The organism is Succiniclasticum ruminis DSM 9236, assembly GCF_900112895.1.
Classification (GTDB): Bacteria; Bacillota; Negativicutes; order Acidaminococcales; family Acidaminococcaceae; genus Succiniclasticum; species Succiniclasticum ruminis.
The window spans coordinates 1-16,694 of record NZ_FONL01000002.1 but is presented as its reverse complement, the minus strand read 5'-3'; the positions used below and the strand labels follow the sequence as shown (position 1 = coordinate 16,694).

The 16,694-nt window shown below is 52.7% G+C and carries 15 protein-coding genes; 8 read left to right on the top strand and 7 right to left on the bottom strand.

All coding sequences use genetic code 11. The features are described 5' to 3' along the window. Positions 1 to 84 precede the first annotated feature (84 nt). Positions 85 to 453, top strand: a complete 369-nt coding sequence (locus tag BM159_RS02050) for a hypothetical protein (protein WP_093912606.1) — start codon at positions 85 to 87, stop codon at positions 451 to 453. A gap of 92 nt (positions 454 to 545) precedes the next feature. Here BM159_RS02050 and BM159_RS02045 read toward each other — a convergent pair whose 3' ends face one another. The 4 genes from BM159_RS02045 to BM159_RS02030 form a co-directional block, all read right to left on the bottom strand. Further along, positions 546 to 1,997, bottom strand: a complete 1,452-nt coding sequence (locus BM159_RS02045; RefSeq protein WP_093912605.1) for a PTS transporter subunit EIIC — start codon at positions 1,995 to 1,997, stop codon at positions 546 to 548. Between the two features lie 20 nt (positions 1,998 to 2,017). Next, positions 2,018 to 3,073, bottom strand: a complete 1,056-nt coding sequence (locus BM159_RS02040) for a D-alanyl-D-alanine carboxypeptidase family protein (RefSeq protein WP_218149480.1) — start codon at positions 3,071 to 3,073, stop codon at positions 2,018 to 2,020. Between the two features lie 53 nt (positions 3,074 to 3,126). Next, positions 3,127 to 3,504 (bottom strand): 7(1) septoil knot domain-containing protein, encoded by a 378-nt coding sequence (locus BM159_RS02035; RefSeq protein WP_218149479.1) that lies wholly within the window; start codon positions 3,502 to 3,504, stop codon positions 3,127 to 3,129. A 125-nt stretch (positions 3,505 to 3,629) separates the two neighbouring features. Continuing rightward, a complete protein-coding gene (locus BM159_RS02030) occupies positions 3,630 to 4,127 on the bottom strand; it encodes a nitroreductase family protein (protein ID WP_093912603.1) in 498 nt (165 codons plus the stop codon). Positions 4,128 to 4,499: 372 nt separating this feature from the next. On the opposite strand from BM159_RS02030, the gene BM159_RS02025 reads away from it, so the two are divergent. The 7 genes from BM159_RS02025 to BM159_RS01995 all read left to right on the top strand — a co-directional run bounded on the left by BM159_RS02025 (position 4,500) and on the right by BM159_RS01995 (position 12,388). Next, on the top strand, positions 4,500 to 5,156 hold the full coding sequence (locus BM159_RS02025; protein WP_093912602.1) for a precorrin-2 dehydrogenase/sirohydrochlorin ferrochelatase family protein: 657 nt from the start codon (positions 4,500 to 4,502) through the stop codon (positions 5,154 to 5,156). Beyond that, entirely contained in the window at positions 5,125 to 6,435 is a 1,311-nt protein-coding gene (gene hemA, locus BM159_RS02020) for a glutamyl-tRNA reductase (protein ID WP_093912601.1), read from the top strand. The genes BM159_RS02025 and hemA overlap by 32 nt, the downstream gene beginning before the upstream one ends. Beyond that, positions 6,407 to 7,330, top strand: coding sequence for a hydroxymethylbilane synthase (gene hemC, locus BM159_RS02015; RefSeq protein WP_093912600.1), 924 nt, complete (start codon positions 6,407 to 6,409; stop codon positions 7,328 to 7,330). The genes hemA and hemC overlap by 29 nt, the downstream gene beginning before the upstream one ends. After that, a complete protein-coding gene (gene cobA / locus BM159_RS02010) occupies positions 7,317 to 8,858 on the top strand; it encodes a uroporphyrinogen-III C-methyltransferase (RefSeq protein ID WP_245763614.1) in 1,542 nt (513 codons plus the stop codon). The genes hemC and cobA overlap by 14 nt, the downstream gene beginning before the upstream one ends. 15 nt (positions 8,859 to 8,873) lie before the next feature. Continuing rightward, a complete protein-coding gene (gene hemB / locus BM159_RS02005; RefSeq protein ID WP_093912599.1) occupies positions 8,874 to 9,860 on the top strand; it encodes a porphobilinogen synthase in 987 nt (328 codons plus the stop codon). Between the two features lie 86 nt (positions 9,861 to 9,946). Next, positions 9,947 to 11,245, top strand: a complete 1,299-nt coding sequence (gene hemL / locus BM159_RS02000; protein ID WP_093912598.1) for a glutamate-1-semialdehyde 2,1-aminomutase — start codon at positions 9,947 to 9,949, stop codon at positions 11,243 to 11,245. Positions 11,246 to 11,491: 246 nt separating this feature from the next. Beyond that, complete coding sequence (locus BM159_RS01995; protein WP_093912597.1) at positions 11,492 to 12,388, top strand: LysR family transcriptional regulator; 897 nt, start codon at positions 11,492 to 11,494, stop codon at positions 12,386 to 12,388. 89 nt (positions 12,389 to 12,477) lie between these two features. On the opposite strand, the gene BM159_RS01990 is transcribed toward BM159_RS01995, so the two are convergent. From BM159_RS01990 to BM159_RS01980, 3 genes are all read right to left on the bottom strand, one after another. Next, a complete protein-coding gene (locus tag BM159_RS01990) occupies positions 12,478 to 13,752 on the bottom strand; it encodes an SLC13 family permease (protein WP_093912596.1) in 1,275 nt (424 codons plus the stop codon). Positions 13,753 to 14,391: 639 nt separating this feature from the next. After that, positions 14,392 to 15,822 carry an S-layer homology domain-containing protein gene (locus tag BM159_RS01985; protein ID WP_093912595.1) on the bottom strand — a complete coding sequence of 477 codons (1,431 nt, stop codon included), beginning with the start codon at positions 15,820 to 15,822 and terminating at the stop codon, positions 14,392 to 14,394. Positions 15,823 to 15,965: 143 nt separating this feature from the next. Beyond that, on the bottom strand, positions 15,966 to 16,694 hold a 729-nt coding region (locus BM159_RS01980; RefSeq protein ID WP_143089377.1), incomplete at its 5' end, for an autotransporter outer membrane beta-barrel domain-containing protein.

Sequence of the window (16,694 nt, the reverse complement as noted above, 5' to 3'; positions counted from 1 at the left end):
CAAAGTATACATGTATACATTTTTAATTACGTTCTTTCATGCTATAATTATATTGACAATCATACAAATACAGGAGGACCTGCCATGAACAATCCCGTTATCAGTAAAAACGCGGCTGCCAATATGTGCGAACGGATCAATAAGCTGATCCGCAACTTTGAAAAAAGCCTGGCCCCGGACGAAGTGGCTGCCATGAGCCTGGCCTCTTTCTCCAACCGCCCCATCATCATCAAACGGCTGGGATACTGGAACCCGGATCTTATTGTGCTTTACGGCTTCGACCCCAACACCGGGGAAGCCCTGAAGATGATCCAGCACATCTCCCAGTTCACCCTGTGCCTGATCACTTTAAAGAAACCGCCCCAGGACGGTGAGCTGCCGGAGGATGACGAGAAGCAGGAAGCGGCAAACCGCCGGATCGGGTTCATTGTTAATGAGGAAGAAGCACAGTAAAGCCTTACCCGGCCCTGCTAATCTTTCTGTTTTAATTAACGCTTAAATAAAAGTAAAGCCCTTACGCAAATTGCGTAAGGGCTTTGTTCGTTTTACTTTTCTTCTTCCGGCGGATCCTCAAAGCCTGCCACCCAGGTTGCGGCAAAACCCGCAAGATAAGCAATCAAAACGCCAATCAAATACAACAGTACATGATTGGTAGCGGCTGCCAGGGGGATGCCGGAAATCCCAAGGGCATAGGAACCGATGCCGTGATACGCCTGCCAGGCGCCACCGAAAGCGCCGCCGATACAGGCACAGACAAAAGGCTTGCCCAGCGGCAGGGTAACCCCGTAGATCAAAGGTTCACCGATACCCAGCATGCCAACGGGAAGCGAACTTAAAATGGTGCGCCGCAGCATTTTATTTTTACTCTTCAGATATACGGCAAAGGATGCCCCTACCTGCCCGCAGCCAGCCATAGCCGCGATGGGCAACAGAATCGTCATGCCCATGGAGGCCAGCATATCCGCATGGATCGGGGTCAGTCCGTGATGCACCCCCACCATGACGATGGGAAGGAAGAGACCGCCGATGACAAAACCGGTGACCGCCCCACCTGTCTGGATCGAATGTACTGTATAATAACTAAGCACATCTGACAGGACGCCTCCCAGAGGCTGAAAAACGAAAAGGCCGGCCAGGGCAACCACTGTAATCGTAACCAGCGGCGTCAGGAACAGACTGAGAGATTCGGGAATGCGTTTGCGCAGCCTTGTTTCAATCAGGGCCGTGGCCGCGCCAACCAGCAGAGAAGCAAAGATGCCTCCCCGTCCGGGAATCAGCGGACTTCCCATAAAGGTAATATCCGCCAGACCGGGAGCAGTCAGCAGCGCCGCCATGGCGCCGCCTAAAGCCGGGGTGCCGCCAAATTCCTTGCAGGCGTACAACCCGATAAAAGCATTCAGCACCGTAAAAATGGAACCGCCCGCCAGTTTCAGATACTGTATATAGGAATTGCCTGCCAGCTCAGGACTGATCTTCAGCAACAGGCTGACAAGTCCGGTAAGCAGACCACAGCCGATGAAAGCAGGGATCAGCGGAATAAAGATATGCCCCACCCGCTGCAGCATGCGTTTCAAAACAGACCGGCTGTTTCTCTTTTTGATTTCGGCATGCAGCGCTTTGCCGTCGCCGATTTTGTTCTCCGGTTTCTGTATTTCTGCAGGAGCCGGTTTTGGATTTTCAGAGACAGAATGACTGGCAGAAAGAGCGGCAGGCTCTGCGCCAACTGTTTGGGCCGCAGCTTTTGTCTTCTCCTGCTCTGCCAACAGCCGTTTGCATTCCTTTGCCACGTTTTCCGCTTTGCCGGGGCCCAGAACTACATGAATCTCCCCGTCGTTCAGAATCACGCCTTTCACGCCGGCAATCTTTTTCAGTTGTTCTTTCGTCACGGTCACAGCGCTGACACGCAACCGGAGCCGCGTCATACAGTTATAGGCCTCTGTTATGTTTTCAGGCCCGACTGCAGCGAGAATGGAACGGGCAATCTGCTGGTTATCCATGCTTTAAACCTCTAATGGGATTACGCGCCAGGTCTCCGTACTATGGGCATCCGTACCGGTTTCCCGGAAACAACAGCGGGTTTTGCTGTCGCCGGCTTATTTGTTGCGACAGGAACCGTTGCGGAAGCGGGCCGGTTTGTTGTGGAAGGCGCCGCTGTTACCGGCTGATTTGTCGCTGTTGGCTTATTCGATACGGAAGGCGCGGACGAAGCCCCTGGTTTCTTTACTGACGGGACACGCTGGGAAGCCGGTTTCGCTGCTTTCTCAACAACGATTCTGCCCTTCCCGCCTACGGAAAAACCGTAATCAAGCATCGATCTGGCATCCGCAAAACGGGAGTTCCCGTCAGGCGATTTCAGTACAATGGCAATCAGTTCGATATCATCACGTTTCGCCGCGGCAGCCAGACAGCCTTTTGCAGCGCTGGTCCAGCCGGTCTTGATCCCGTTGGCGCCGCTATAGAAACCAAGCAGCCGGTTGGTGTTATCCGCCTTATATGTTTTGTTTGAAGGAGATGCCCAGTGTATGACCGAACTCTTAGTGCTGACGATATCCCGGAAATCAGGATTCTTCATGGCATAGGCCGCAATCTTCGCCATATCCCTTGCGGTGGTGTAATGCCACTTCGCCGTCAGCCCGTGGGGATTGCTGAAATGGGTCTTCCGGCAGCCCAGCTCTTTCGCTTTTGCGTTCATGAGGTCCGCAAACTTCAGGATATTGCCTGAGACATTCTGCGCTACCACTACTGCGGCGCCATTGTCAGACTCCATCATCATGCCCCGCATCAGTTCGCCGGAAATTATCTTTTCCCCGCCCTTCATACCCAGGTCCGAGTATTCCGTAGCGGCAGCAGCCATGCTGATATTGAAGATGGAGTCCGTGCCTTTTTCTTCCAGGCCCAGGATGCAGGTCATCACCTTGGTCAGACTGGCGGGAGAACGGCGGGTGTCCGCATTCTTTTCATAAATCACAGCGCCGTTCCGGGCATTGATCAGGATCGCGGAATCCGCCTGCACGTTAGGAGCAGCCCACACCTGCGCGCTGTGTACGGCAACAAATGCAGCCGCTATAAACAAATATCTGCAAGAATGAAAATTAAAAATCTTACTGTTCATTATTCAGGCCTTTATCACGGCACACCGGGGAAATTATCCACATACTGGATTTTGATATCCGGGAAGTTGTCAACAAACTGGACGGTGAAGTCAGGGAAATTCTCCACAAACTGCCATTCACCGATCTTGTTGGGGAAATTGGATACCTTTTTCACTTTCAGGTCAGGAAAATTCTTTACAACCTGCACTTTGATATCGCCGAAGTTCTTTACAACTTTCACCTTGCCGGCCAGGCGGATGCCTTTAAAATAGCCGTCCTTACTGACAGCGCCGTAAGGAACCAGCTGCTGCTGTCCCACCGGTGAAGGAGCAAGAACGTTCTCCGACGCGAAAGCGGATGCGGAGAAAAGGACGGACGCAGCCAGAACCGCGAGAGCAATCTTCTTTTTCATACAGGTTACCTCCCATCATACCATATTGTTTCCTGTGATATGAATTATAACACCGTCTTGTGTCTTAAAAATGGCAGACTCAGAGCCGCTTACTCTGTGAGTGAACCGGCAGACACGCAGCCTTCTTACTCTTCCCAGTGGATGCGGGCCGGATCAAAACGGTCAATGATCTTGCCCTGTCCCTGGGGATAGCCAACCGGCAGGACAGCGAACACTTCCAGATCTTCCGGCAGGTTCAGGACCTTTTTGGCCGGTTCCTGCCGTTCCGGATGGGGCGCGAAAGAAAGCCACACCGAGCCCATCTCCAAAGCCGCAGCCTGGATCAGCATGTTCTCGCAGCAGCAGCTCATATCCAGCAGGGTCATCATCGGTTCAAAAATACCCTTGGTACGGTAGCAGGCCACGATGGCTACAGGAGCATTTGCCACAGGCCTTGCGTAAGGAGTACAGGTTGCCAGTTTGGCCAGCGTTTCCTTATTGCGCACCACATAAAACTCCCAGGGCCGCTGATTCTTGGCGGAAGGAGCCGCCATGCCTGCCCGGATGATCTGCTCCACTGTTACATCATCCACGTCAATATCCAGATACGTGCGCACGCTCTTACGTTTGAAAATAATGTTCATGATTTTGGGTCCTTTCCGAAATGTAATTATTACTGAAAACACGGATTAAACGCGCTTGTGTGAGAGTCATATTGCGTGAGAGTAAGGTACAGAAATGAATAATCCGCATTTCATTATATTATAACACACCGCCGGGTTATTTGTTAAGAAATGAGTTTGAACGGTTGTTTTAAATGATTTCACAAAAAATCCTTATAAAATTATGAAGAAATGCTCAAAAACAGGTAACAATAATATAAGTTTTGTGGTAAAATATAATGACTATTTCTATATACAGAATACATACATTTTTTAAGTTCAATTCTGTTTTGCTTTTATAACAAAGCGGAAATTAGGACAAAGCGGAAGAAGTATAATCTGACCGGAGTGTGTATGGCGTACAATCAGTTTCGTTACACAGTACAGCTGAATATGGAAAACCGCCGCTGCGTTGTGGTAGGCGGAGGCAGCGTGGCGCTGCGCAAAACAAAATCCCTGCTGGAAGCCGGAGCCGCGGTCACCGTCATCGCGCCGGAAATTCTTCCTGAAATCGCAGCATTACAGAGTACATTTCCTGCTTTGACCCTGTGCCGGCGTGATTACGAAACAGGCGATATCAGACACGCGTTCCTGGTCATAGCGGCCACAGACAACCGCAATGTCAACGCAGCGGTCGTAAGGGAAGCGAAGGAAAACCACTGCCTGCTGAACGTTGCGGATGACCCGGACGCGGGAAACTTTACCGTAGCGGGAACCTATGACAACGGCAGCCTGCATTTTTCCGCCGCAACGGGAGGCAACCCCCGCCTCACCCACCTGCTGCTGGAGGATCTGCGGCAACAGTACGGCGACGATATGGCCGTCTTCGCCGCGTTTCTGGATGAACAGCGGGAAACCGTCAAACAACGCCTGCCGGGTCCCCGGGCCAGACAGGAATTCTGGAGAAATACTCTCACAAATCAGCTGCTGCAACTGGTCAAGCAAGGCCGTCTGCAGCAGGCAAAGGAGAACATTTTAGATGCAGTTAATCGTATTGGGGCTGAACCATAAGAGCGCCCCTGTGGAAATCCGTGAAAAATTCAATTTTTCACGCAGCCGGATCAAGCACGTGCTGCGGCTGCTGAAAGAGTCCGATGACTTTTCCGAAGCCGTCCTGCTTTCCACCTGCAACCGCACGGAGCTTTATCTGGTGGCCCAGGAACCGGAAGACGGCATGGAAGCGCTGCACAATGCGGTGAAACGCATTGCCGGCAAAGCCTTTAATAAAGAATACTTTTACACCCTCACCGGTGTCCACTGCGTCCGTCATCTGTTTCTGGTGGCCAGCAGCCTGGACTCCCTCATCGTAGGCGAAGGACAGATCCTGAGCCAGGTAAAGGACGCCTATCATCTGGCCCGTACCTCAGGCACCACTTCTGTCATGTTCAATACGATCTTTAACCAGGCCATCTCCTCAGGCAAGAAGATCCGCACCCGGACCCAGATTGCCTACCGGAGCGTCAGCGTCTCTTCCGCTGCCGTAGACCTGGCCATCGAAGTGGTTGGCGACCTGAGCGCCGCCGATATCCTGGTCATCGGGGCCGGCAAGATGAGCGAACTCACCGCCCGGCATCTGATGGACAAAGGCGCCCCTTCCATTTTCGTCACCAACCGCAGCTACGATCACGCAAAGGAACTGGCAGACAAGTTCAACGGTTCCGTCATCCGGTTTGATGACTTTATCGATCACGTAATCAACGCCGACATCGTCATCACCTCCACCGGAGCCACCCACTACATCATCCATCACGACCAGCTGGCCCTGGCCCTGGAGGAACGGGTGAAGCCCAATCCCCTGGTGCTCATTGATATCGCCGTGCCCCGTGACGTGGATCCGGAAGTTACGGACCTGGACAAAGTGGTCCTGTACAACATCGACGACCTGAAGAACGTGGTGGATACCAACAAAGAGCTGCGGAACCAGGACGCGGAAGCAGCGAGGTTCCTGATTGAAGAAGACATCGAAACCCTGAAGGAACGGCTGCGTTATCTTTCCATGCGGCCCGTCATGGTACGCCTCCACGACAAATTCGACTTCCTGCGGGAGCGCATCCTGGCCAAGACCCTGCGCAAGATGCCGGAACTGACGGAAGAACAGCAGCACAAGATTGAAGTGATGAGCGAACGGCTCATGTACAAGTTCCTCCGGGACCCCATGATCAACATCAACAAGGCCGCCGGCACGGAAGAAGAAGAACATGTGAAAACAGATATCAGCCGCTTTTTTATGTTAGATGACAAAGACGAGGATAATCCTGACGATGAAACAAATTATAACTATTGGAACTAGGAAAAGCCTGCTGGCCCTCTGGCAGAGCAATTACATCAAAAGCTGTCTGGAAAAAGAATATCCCAACTGTGAAGTCCGCCTGCAGAAGATCGTCACCAAAGGCGACAAGATCCTGGACGTTCCCCTGTCCAAGATCGGCGGCAAGGGACTGTTTACCAAAGAAATCGAAACCGCGCTGCTGGACGGTGAAGTTGACCTGGCCGTCCACAGCCTGAAGGATATGCCCACAAAGCTGCCGGACGGTCTCTGCCTGACCGCCATTACGGAGCGTGCTGTTGTGGGCGATGCTTTTGTCAGCAACAAGTACAATTCTTTTGCAGAGATGCCTGCGGGCGCGGTGCTGGGTACTTCCAGCCTGCGGCGTAAGGCACAGCTGCTGGCAAAACGTCCCGACCTGGATATCCGGGACCTGCGGGGCAATGTGGACACCCGCCTGCACAAGCTGGATGAAGGCCAGTACGACGCCATCATCTTAGCTGCGGCAGGCCTCACCCGTCTCGGTTACGGGGACCGGATCAAAGAGACCCTGCCCTGCGATTTTTGCATTCCCGCAGTAGGCCAGGGCGCGTTAGCCATCGAATGCCGTACCGATAACAAAGAAGTCCGGGCCATGCTGGAGTTCCTGAACCACCCTGCTACCAAAAGCTGTACCGACGCGGAGCGCGCCTTTTTGGGATTGGTGGAAGGCGGCTGTCAGGTACCCATCGGCGTACACGCGGATATTATTGAAAATGGAAAGATGCATGTAACCGCCATCATCGCCTCCCTGGACGGCTCCACCCTGCTCAGGGATGAAATCGACGGCGACGCAACAAACGCTGTTGCGTTGGGGCAGACGCTGGGCAAGCGCATGCTGGACAACGGCGGCAAAGAGATTTTGGATGAAATTTTATGAAAGGAATACTGCAATGAACAAAACCGGTAAAGTGTATCTGATCGGCGCGGGCCCCGGTGACCCGGGCCTGCTGACCTTAAAAGGCCGGGACTGCCTGGCCGCCTGCGATGTGGTGGTGTATGACCGTCTGGCCGACCCCCGCATTTTAAGCTGGGTGAACCCGGAAGCGGAACGCATCTACGTAGGCAAAGCCTCCAGCAACCATGTGATGAAGCAGGAAGACATTTCCAAACTGTTAGTAAAGTTGGCTGCGGAAGGCAAAACCGTAGCCCGTCTGAAAGGCGGAGACTCTTTCGTCTTCGGCCGGGGCGGCGAAGAAGCCCTGCTGCTGAAAGAAAACAACCTCCCCTTTGAGTTCGTTCCGGGCATCACCAGCGCCATCTCCGTACCGGAGTACGCCGGCATCCCGGTTACCCACCGGAAGGTAGCCGCCAGCTTCGCCGTGATCACCGGCCACGAAGACCCGTCCCGGGAAAAATCCGGCATCAACTGGAAAGGCCTGGCCACCGGCGTCGATACGCTGGTCTTCCTCATGGGCGTGGAAAACCTGAAGAACATTGCGGCCAAATTAATCGAAAACGGCCGGCCGGCCGATACCCCTGCCGCCCTGATCCGCTGGGGCACCCACCCGGAACAGCGTACCCTCGTTACCACACTGGGCAACGCGTATGAAGATGTGGTACGCACCGGCATGAAACCGCCTGCCATCTTTATCGTAGGCGAAGTAGTAAAACTGCGGGACTCCCTCAGCTGGTTCGAGACCAAACCTCTCTTTGGAAAAACTTTTGTAGTAACGCGCGCACGGGCCCAGGCTTCCGTACTGACGGAAAAACTGGAAATGGAAGGCGCCAGGGTGATGGAAGTGCCTGCCATCAGGATTACGGACCCGGACGACTTCGCGCCGCTGGATGCGGCACAGAAAAACCTGGCTTCCTATGACTGGGTCATCTTCACCAGCGCCAACGGTGTAGACCTGTTCTTTGACCGGCTGCTGCAGAACGGCAAGGACGCCCGCGCCTTTGCCAACTGCAAGATCGCGGCCATCGGCTCCGCAACGGCTGACATGCTGAACGCCTACGGACTGACAGCCGATCTGATCCCCGCCTCCTACAAAGCGGAAGACCTGGTTGACACCCTGCTGCCCCAGCTTCACAAAGGCAGCAAGGTACTGCTGGCCCGGGCCAAAGAAGCCCGCAACGTGCTGCCGGACTCCTTAAAAGCGGCCGGCGCCGACGTGGATGTGGTTGCGGTGTATCAGACCGTCAGCGACTGCGAAAACAAGGAAGAACTGGTAGACGCGTTAAAGAATAAAGCGGTAGACTGCATCACCTTCACCAGTTCCTCCACCGTGACCAACCTGTTAAAAGCGCTGGACAGCGAGAAAGAGCTGCTGAAAGACGTTACCCTGGCCGCCATCGGCCCCATCACAGCCAAAACCATGGAGAAGAACGGACTGAAACCGACCGTATGCGCCGAAACCTACACCATCGATGGCCTGGTGGAAGCGTTGAATAAATTTTACAGATAAGGAAGTGTTTACATCATGACCGGATTTCCCATTTACCGTCCCCGCCGCCTGCGTGCTACCGAAAACCTGCGCAGCCTGATCCGGGAGACGAGCCTCAGCGTAAAAGATTTGATTTTCCCCCTGTTTGTGGTACCGGGCGAAAATGTAAAGAACGAAATTGAAACCCTGAAAAACAATTACCAGTGGTCTGTGGACCGGGTAATGGAAGCCGTAGACGAAGCAGTGGAACTTGGCATCCCCGCCGTGCTGCTGTTCGGCCTCCCCTCTTACAAAGATGAAGAAGGCAGCAGCGCCTGGGACGACAACGAACCGGTGCAGCGGGCCAGCAAAGCCATTAAAGCGAAATATCCGGAGATGGTGGTCATCACCGACGCCTGCTTCTGTGAATACACCACCCACGGTCACTGCGGCATTCTGACCCCGGACTGCGCCTCCGTGGACAATGACAAGACCCTGCCCAACCTGGCCAAGCTGGCTGTCAGCCAGGCCCGGTGCGGCGCGGATATCATCGCCCCCTCCAACATGATGGACGGGTACGTAGCCACCATGCGCAAAGCGTTAGACGACGCGGGCTACACTAACACAGCCATTATGGCCTACAGCGCCAAATTTGCTTCCGCCTATTACGGACCCTTCCGCGCCGCGGCGGATTCCGCTCCCGGCAAAGGCGACCGCAAAGGATATCAGATGGACCCGGGCAACAGCGACGAAGCCATGCGGGAAATCGCGCTGGATATTGAAGAAGGCGCGGACATTGTCATGGTAAAACCTGCCCTGGCTTATCAGGACGTTACCAGAAGAGCCCACGAAACCTTTAACCGTCCTCTCTGCGTGTATAACGTCAGCGGCGAATATGCCATGGTGAAAGCGGCAGCGGAACGGGGCTGGATCGATGAAAAGCGCATCGTCATGGAAACCATGCTCAGCTTCAAACGGGCCGGCGCCAAGATGATCATCACTTACCACGCCTTAGATGTGGCGCGGTGGCTGAAAGAACAATAAAGAGAATCAGTAAAAATGAAATTGGCCGGTTGCGAATGCTCCGGTCAATGTTATATGAGTTAAATTGGAAAAGCAGGTGAATGCGAATGAATACCTTATCCAAATCTTCTTCCGTCTTTGCGGAAGCCAAACAGTATATCCCCGGCGGCGTCAACAGCCCGGTGCGTTCCTTCCGCAGCGTGGGAGGCAATCCTCCTTTCATTGCAAAAGGCGAAGGCAGCAAGCTATACGACCTGGACGGCAACGAATACATTGATTACGTTTTATCCTACGGCCCGCTGCTGTTAGGCCACGCCCACCCGGTCGTTACGGAAGCCGTGCAGGAAGCGGCTGCCAAAGGCACCAGCTTCGGCGCTCCTACCGGCGCGGAAGTAGCGCTGGCCAAACTGGTCTGTGAACTGGTTCCCTCCATGGATATGGTGCGCATGGTTAACTCCGGCACAGAAGCTACCATGTCCGCCATCCGTCTGGCCCGGGCTTATACAGGACGGGACTGCATCGTGAAATTCATTGGCTGCTACCACGGCCACAGCGATGCCCTGTTAGTACATGCCGGTTCCGGCGCCACCACCTTCGGCGTGCCCGACAGCCCCGGCGTGACCAAAGGCACGGCGGAGACCACCCTCTCCGTTCCTTTCAACGATCTGCCTGCGCTGGAGAAAGTATTTTCGGAAAAAGGCAAAGAGATTGCCGCCGTCATCATGGAGCCCACCCCCGGCAACATGGGTCTGGTACTGCCGAAAGACGGTTACTTACAAGCCATCCGCGAGCTGACAAAGAAATACGGCAGCCTGCTGATCATTGACGAAGTCATGTCCGGTTTCCGCTCCGCCCAGGGCGGCAGCCAGTCCTTATATCACATCGAGCCGGACATCACCTGCCTGGGCAAAGTCATCGGCGGCGGTCTGCCGGTGGCGGCGTACGGCGGCAAACGGGAAATCATGAACTGGGTCTCCCCTGTAGGCCCCATGTACCAGGCCGGCACGCTTTCCGGCAACCCTCTGGCCATGGCTGCCGGTATCGCGGCTCTCACGTATATGAAAGAAAATGATGTCTGCGCCACCCTGACAAAACGGAATGCGGAACTGACAGACGCGCTGAAAGCAGCTGCCGATGCAGCCGGCGTTCCGGTGCAGGTTCCCCGCCTGGGTTCCATGTTCACCGTGTTCTTCTCCGAGAAGGAAGTCACCAACTACGAGGACGCCACCGCCTGCGATCAGGACGCTTTCCGCATCTACTTCCACAGCATGCTGGAACAGGGCATCTACCTGCCGCCTTCCCAGTTTGAGACCAATTTCATCTCCCTTGCTCACAGCGACGAAGATTTCGCAAAGACTGTAGCGGCAGCGAACGTTGCGTTTAAGAAAGCAGCAGAAAGTAAATAACTCTGGCAGGCTTCAAAATACTGTAATCAGCAATTCTTTACGGATACAATCTTTACATATAAAACCGGCACCCGCTAAAACGGATGCCGGTTTCTCTTTTTATCTGAAAAACAAACGCCCTCTTTCGTTCTGTAAGTATATTTCCTGGAAAAGTTTTATAAAACCATCTTGCAAATTGTTGAAAAATTAAATATTATACAAGAAGAAAACTGTACAGGAGTGAAACAAAAGGGGTGAAAATGTATTATGAACATCCTTCCCATGCAATATTTCCTTAAAGTGGTAAATGAAAAGAGCATCAGCCGGGCGGCAGAGCAACTGCACATCACCCAGCAGGCCCTCAGCGGACATATGAACGCGCTGGAAAAAGAACTGGGCTGCACACTGTTCCTGCGAAGACCCTGCTTCCAGCTGACCTATGCCGGGCAGGTCTTTTACGATTACGCAGGCAGGTTCGACAGGCTTTACCGTTCCATGCAGACACAGTTCCATGACATTGCCATGGATGACCGGGGAGAGCTTCGTATCGGTATCACTCCCATGCGCGGCCGATACCTGCTGCCGCATCTTCTCGAGGAATACCGTACACTGCATCCTAACATCTGTATCCGGATAACGGAATCTACCAATGAAGACCTTTTGAACCAGCTGCTGGAAAAGCGCATCGAGCTTTTCATCGCAAACATCCCCGAAGAGATTCCGCTGATCACGACCATGCCCTTTTTAGAGGAAGAACCCTATTTATATATTCCTATCGCACTGCTTTCACCGGAGAAACAACAACAGATGGGCCGGGGAGATTTCAGTCCGCTGGCCGCCTGTCCCTTCCTGTTATCGGAGTCAGGCAGTAAAAGCAGAATACTGATAGACTCGTTTTTTGAAAAGCACAATATCATACCTCATGTCGCCCTGATTTCCAAAAGCACGGAGATTTTGCTGGATCTGTGCCTGACCGGAAAGGGAGCCTGCTTTTGTACGAAACAGATGGCAGACAAGATTTTCGCCGGAAAAGATATTTCCCATCTGCTGTGCATCCCTATCAATATGAGGCTGATGATCCGGCTTGCCATTCTGAAAAACATATATATCAGCCGACCGCTGCAGGATTTTATCGACCTCTGCCTTCAGAAGAAAGGTTTGTAAGACAGATAAACGCACAAATAAAAAGTCAGGACGCGCTTCTTACGAAGCGACGTCCTGATTTAATTTACGCTGCTTTGTTGATTTTCAAATTATTTGCCAGGGAAGAAAGGCCAGAACATCGGGATCAGGATCAGAGAAACAACGAAGCAGACGAGTACCAGACCGGTACCTGCTTTTACGTAGTCCATGAATTTGAATCCGCCGGGGCCTAATACCAGGGTGTTCGGAGGCGTGCCTACCGGAGTAGCAAATGCGCAGGATGCTGCAACGGCGATAGCCATCAGAACGGCTGCCGGATCAGCGCCCAGCTGTTTGGAGATTGCGATACCGATCGGGCACAGCAGAGCTGCGGATGCAGTGTTGGACATGAACTGGGTCAGGCCGCAGGACAGGATAAACAACACAGCGGTCACGATCATCGGGGACGGGGAACCGCCCATCAGGCTTACTGCCCATTCAGCGATAACCTTGCCGGCGCCGGTTTTATCCATAGCGGACGATACAGGCATCATACCAGCGAACAGGAAAATGGTTACCCAGTCGATGGAGGCATAGGCCTGTTTTTCAGTTAAGCAGCCGGTCAGTACAGCAACGATAGCGCCGGTGATAGCTGCCATTTCCAGGGTAACGCCTTTGATACCCAGAGCCATGGTCAGAACTACGGCTAACAGGATAACGCCGGAAACAACCATCTTGCTGGAAGAGGTTTCGTTCGCTTCGATTTCCTGTTCAACTTCCGTATCTTCTGAAATGACCCGTTTCGGGAGCAGGTGTTTGCCGATGAACATCATGTAAATCAGGCCTGCCAGGGTCAGGGGGATACCGATCTTCGCGAATTCGAAGAATCCGAAAGCGCGGTAACCGGCCTGGGTCATAGCGCCGGACGCGATGATGTTAGGAGGCGTACCTACCAGGGTGATGATACCGCCGAGGCCGCAGGCGAAAGCCAGAGGCATTAACTCGGTGGAAGCAGGAATCTTTGCTGCCGCGCACACGCCTAATACTACAGGCAGTAAGCAGGCAGCCGTACCGGTGTTGGACAGAACGGAGGATAACCCCGCGCCGACCAGCATAACGCCGATCATCAGGCTGTTTTCACCGGTACCGGTGAGTTTTACTACAGTTTCACCAATCTTCTGGGCCAGGCCGGTGTAGAACATAGCAGCGCCTACAACGAACATGCCGGCGAACAGAACAACGGTGGAGTTGGACAGGCCGCTGAACACCTGCTTAGCCGGGATAAATCCCAGCAGGCCGCAGGCAATAGAGCCGGCCATAGCGGTAACTGCCAAAGGAATGATTTCGGTAACGAAGAATAAGGCAATTACGGCTAACAAAATGAGACACTTTGTGGACTGAGCCATTATAACTCCTCCTCTTTTAGATTATATTTAGTGCAGGAGATAAAACAAGCAGCAGAATTTTACCTCCGTGCTAAATACCAAAGATCAAAACAAAACTATATCTGACAGCAAATCTTTGCTGAAAAATTCCCCGCAACAGCACTCCGCCGTAAAATGGCGGAGTGCCTGCAAGAGGAGTTGTAATTGCCGCAGTGCCTCATTAATGTCAGGAAATCTTCCCAAAATTATTCCTCTGGCAATTACAAGCAGCAACAACCGCTTAAAGCTGCTGCCGGAGAATAGACCCGTAACACAGGTGCCCGCTACAGACCTGTATCAGGGAAACTCTCTCAACGCGTAAGACCGCGTTGTAAATCGGTAAATAACAGGCAAAGGAATATTTCCGACAGGCTAAGTCAAAAGAATGAAATATTCCAATGCTATTATTTAACTTATGATAGCAAATCTACATAAAAGTTACAAACCGCTATTTTATTGTATGCTCCACAAGGCGTAGCCTGTGCAGGACGCAAAAAAAGATACCGGAACAGTTCCGGTATCTTTTACATAATGTATCTGTTAATGTGTATGCGTGTTATTGAATTTAATATATGATTGAACACGAAAGCATAAGGCTTTGATTCACCTCAAAGGATTAAATCAGAAGTAACAATACACTTCACCGAACAAGGTATTTTCATCGGTATTATCTTTAATCGACTTGCCTCTGAAGTACCGGAGGGATGCTACGATATCTTTGTAAATTACATATTTAACACCGACATCCCAGCCCTTCTGTCCGGAATTCATCACTTCATAATCAGGCCGCCAGCTTACGGAATTGCCCAAATGTCTGTAGGCAACATAACCGGTTACATTACCCGCCTTCTTCTGATCTTCCTTACCAAATGTGGCTTCAACCTGCCAGGAACGTTTGGAGCCGTCATAACCCATGTCCTTCATGGTGTTCCATGCTGCCGCGGCATTCAGACCGAAGATATTGTCAAACTGATAACTTGCGCCGACCGAATAGATGTTGGCATGCTGTTTCTCTGTTCCGCCACCGCCGAAGAGAGCCATCATACCGCCGCCGTCATCAAAATTCCTGTTTCCGAACCGGTGGAAACCCGCGCCAAACGTTGCCTTACCCGGCGCTGTAAAGACTTCTACACCGTAATAATGCGTTTTCTGGGAAGTGCCGCCGCCACCGAACATGGCCATGAAGCCACCGCTGTTTTTCGTTCCATTAGGATCCGCATTGACACGGCCCGCAGTTAAAGCGGCTTTATACTTAGTTCCATACACAACCTGGGCGCCGGTCACGTTGTCATTCACGACCAGTCCCCTGTCAGCAAATGATGTATACGGAAGTCTGCCAATATTGATTTGCAGATTCTTATAATCACCGTGTAAGAAGGCGCGGTCAAGGTAAAATTCTTTCACTTTGCGGCCTCCGCCGCCGCCCATGAACATGCTCATGATATCGTTGCCGCCACCGCCGCCAAACGTGTCATTGGTAGAATTGCCGCCGGATTGCAGGTCAAGATTGTAATTCATACGCAGATGGCCGGTCCAGTTTTTGGCAATTTTGATATCAGGTTCCAATGTAGCGGTCAGATACTGAAGCGTAGATTTTTTGCGGGAACCGCCGTCTCCACCGCCGAAGAGAGCCATCATACCGCCGCCGCCATCGGACGTATGGTCGTTAATATAGCGGTAGCGGATATTTCCTTTCCACTGGATATTACCGACCCTGCGCTCTAATTCAACGATACGGACGTTAAATCCTTTCAGTTCTTCTTTATATTCGTTGGCTAATTTATCCAGCAGCTTTCTGTCTTTGTCATGGATCTCATCCTGACTTAACACTGCGTTACGGATCATCTTGGCCATTTCAAAACGGGTAATCGGCTGATTCCCTCTGAAAGTACCGTCCGGATACCCGTCGATGACGCCGTGAACCGTTAATGTCTCAATCGCGTCATAGGCCCAGTGATCCAGCGGAACATCGTCATAAGGCGTCGACGCAAACGCGGATGCCGTAATGCCGAGAGACAACGCCAACAGCATAGCAGAATATCTGGGTTTCATAAAACTGCCTCCTCCGTAACTTATAACTGCCAAACCACCCGGCAGCTATAAGATATCTTTCCAATAATTTTACCATAAAGTTTGTTTAAAAAAAAGAGGCACCGGACAAAATCCGATACCTCTTACGTTTATTATTTATCGTTTTACCACATGCGCCTTACCGTTACAGAGCAGGACCAGTCTTTGTCGTGACTGCCCCGCACAAAGCCGGCATCGCCGCCGATGCTCCAGCCTTTGCCAAGTTCCGTCTCACCGCCGATGGATAAAACAAAGTGCGTTCTGTCCTGCACGTTGCGCATATCGTAGCTGTTCGCCTGATCGCCCATATAACTGTATCGCAGTCCCGGTTCCGCGCCGGCAAAGGCGTGACGGATGCCGGCCCGGACGGCATAATTTCCTCCGGCCAGGTAGCGTTTGAACTCTACCCCGGCCCCTGCGCCGAAATAATCGTTGTGCTTGCTCTCCACGACCTGGTTGAATACGCCGGCACCCGTTTCGCTGTAACCGTTCTGCCACAGCCTGGACAGCTGTATGTTCACATAAGGCCGGACATGCCAGGGGACATCCTTCCGCGCATGCAGGTCGTACAGATACTCGCCGCCCAGTTCCAGAATGCGGCTGTGATAATCCGCACCGGCAGTCATGCCCATAACGCCCCTGTGCAGTTTGTTGCGCATCCAGCCATAATTCAGGAACACCAGACCTTCCCGTCCGGCTTTGTTGTAACCGGCGTACAGGCCAATGCGTGTGTCTTTCAGCTCGTTGCCTGCCGTATTGTCCGCAAAACCCGTTTTACTGTAACCGGCATACGCACCGGCCCGCCAGTTGGGAGCAACAGCCTTGTCCCAGCCCAGCAACGTAGTGGAGCTGTG

Bases quoted from the DNA above. Each gene is read 5' to 3' on its own strand.
- hemA (WP_093912601.1), top strand. From the start codon at position 5,125: ATGCAGTTAATCGTATTGGGGCTGAACCATAAGAGCGCCCCTGTGGAA.
- BM159_RS01995 (WP_093912597.1), top strand. From the start codon at position 11,492: ATGAACATCCTTCCCATGCAATATTTCCTTAAAGTGGTAAATGAAAAG.
- hemB (WP_093912599.1), top strand. From the start codon at position 8,874: ATGACCGGATTTCCCATTTACCGTCCCCGCCGCCTGCGTGCTACCGAA.
- BM159_RS02025 (WP_093912602.1), top strand. From the start codon at position 4,500: ATGGCGTACAATCAGTTTCGTTACACAGTACAGCTGAATATGGAAAAC.
- BM159_RS02030 (WP_093912603.1), bottom strand. From the start codon at position 4,127: ATGAACATTATTTTCAAACGTAAGAGCGTGCGCACGTATCTGGATATT.
- hemL (WP_093912598.1), top strand. From the start codon at position 9,947: ATGAATACCTTATCCAAATCTTCTTCCGTCTTTGCGGAAGCCAAACAG.
- cobA (WP_245763614.1), top strand. From the start codon at position 7,317: ATGAAATTTTATGAAAGGAATACTGCAATGAACAAAACCGGTAAAGTG.
- BM159_RS01985 (WP_093912595.1), bottom strand. From the start codon at position 15,822: ATGAAACCCAGATATTCTGCTATGCTGTTGGCGTTGTCTCTCGGCATT.
- BM159_RS01990 (WP_093912596.1), bottom strand. From the start codon at position 13,752: ATGGCTCAGTCCACAAAGTGTCTCATTTTGTTAGCCGTAATTGCCTTA.
- BM159_RS02035 (WP_218149479.1), bottom strand. From the start codon at position 3,504: ATGAAAAAGAAGATTGCTCTCGCGGTTCTGGCTGCGTCCGTCCTTTTC.
- BM159_RS02050 (WP_093912606.1), top strand. From the start codon at position 85: ATGAACAATCCCGTTATCAGTAAAAACGCGGCTGCCAATATGTGCGAA.
- hemC (WP_093912600.1), top strand. From the start codon at position 6,407: ATGAAACAAATTATAACTATTGGAACTAGGAAAAGCCTGCTGGCCCTC.
- BM159_RS02045 (WP_093912605.1), bottom strand. From the start codon at position 1,997: ATGGATAACCAGCAGATTGCCCGTTCCATTCTCGCTGCAGTCGGGCCT.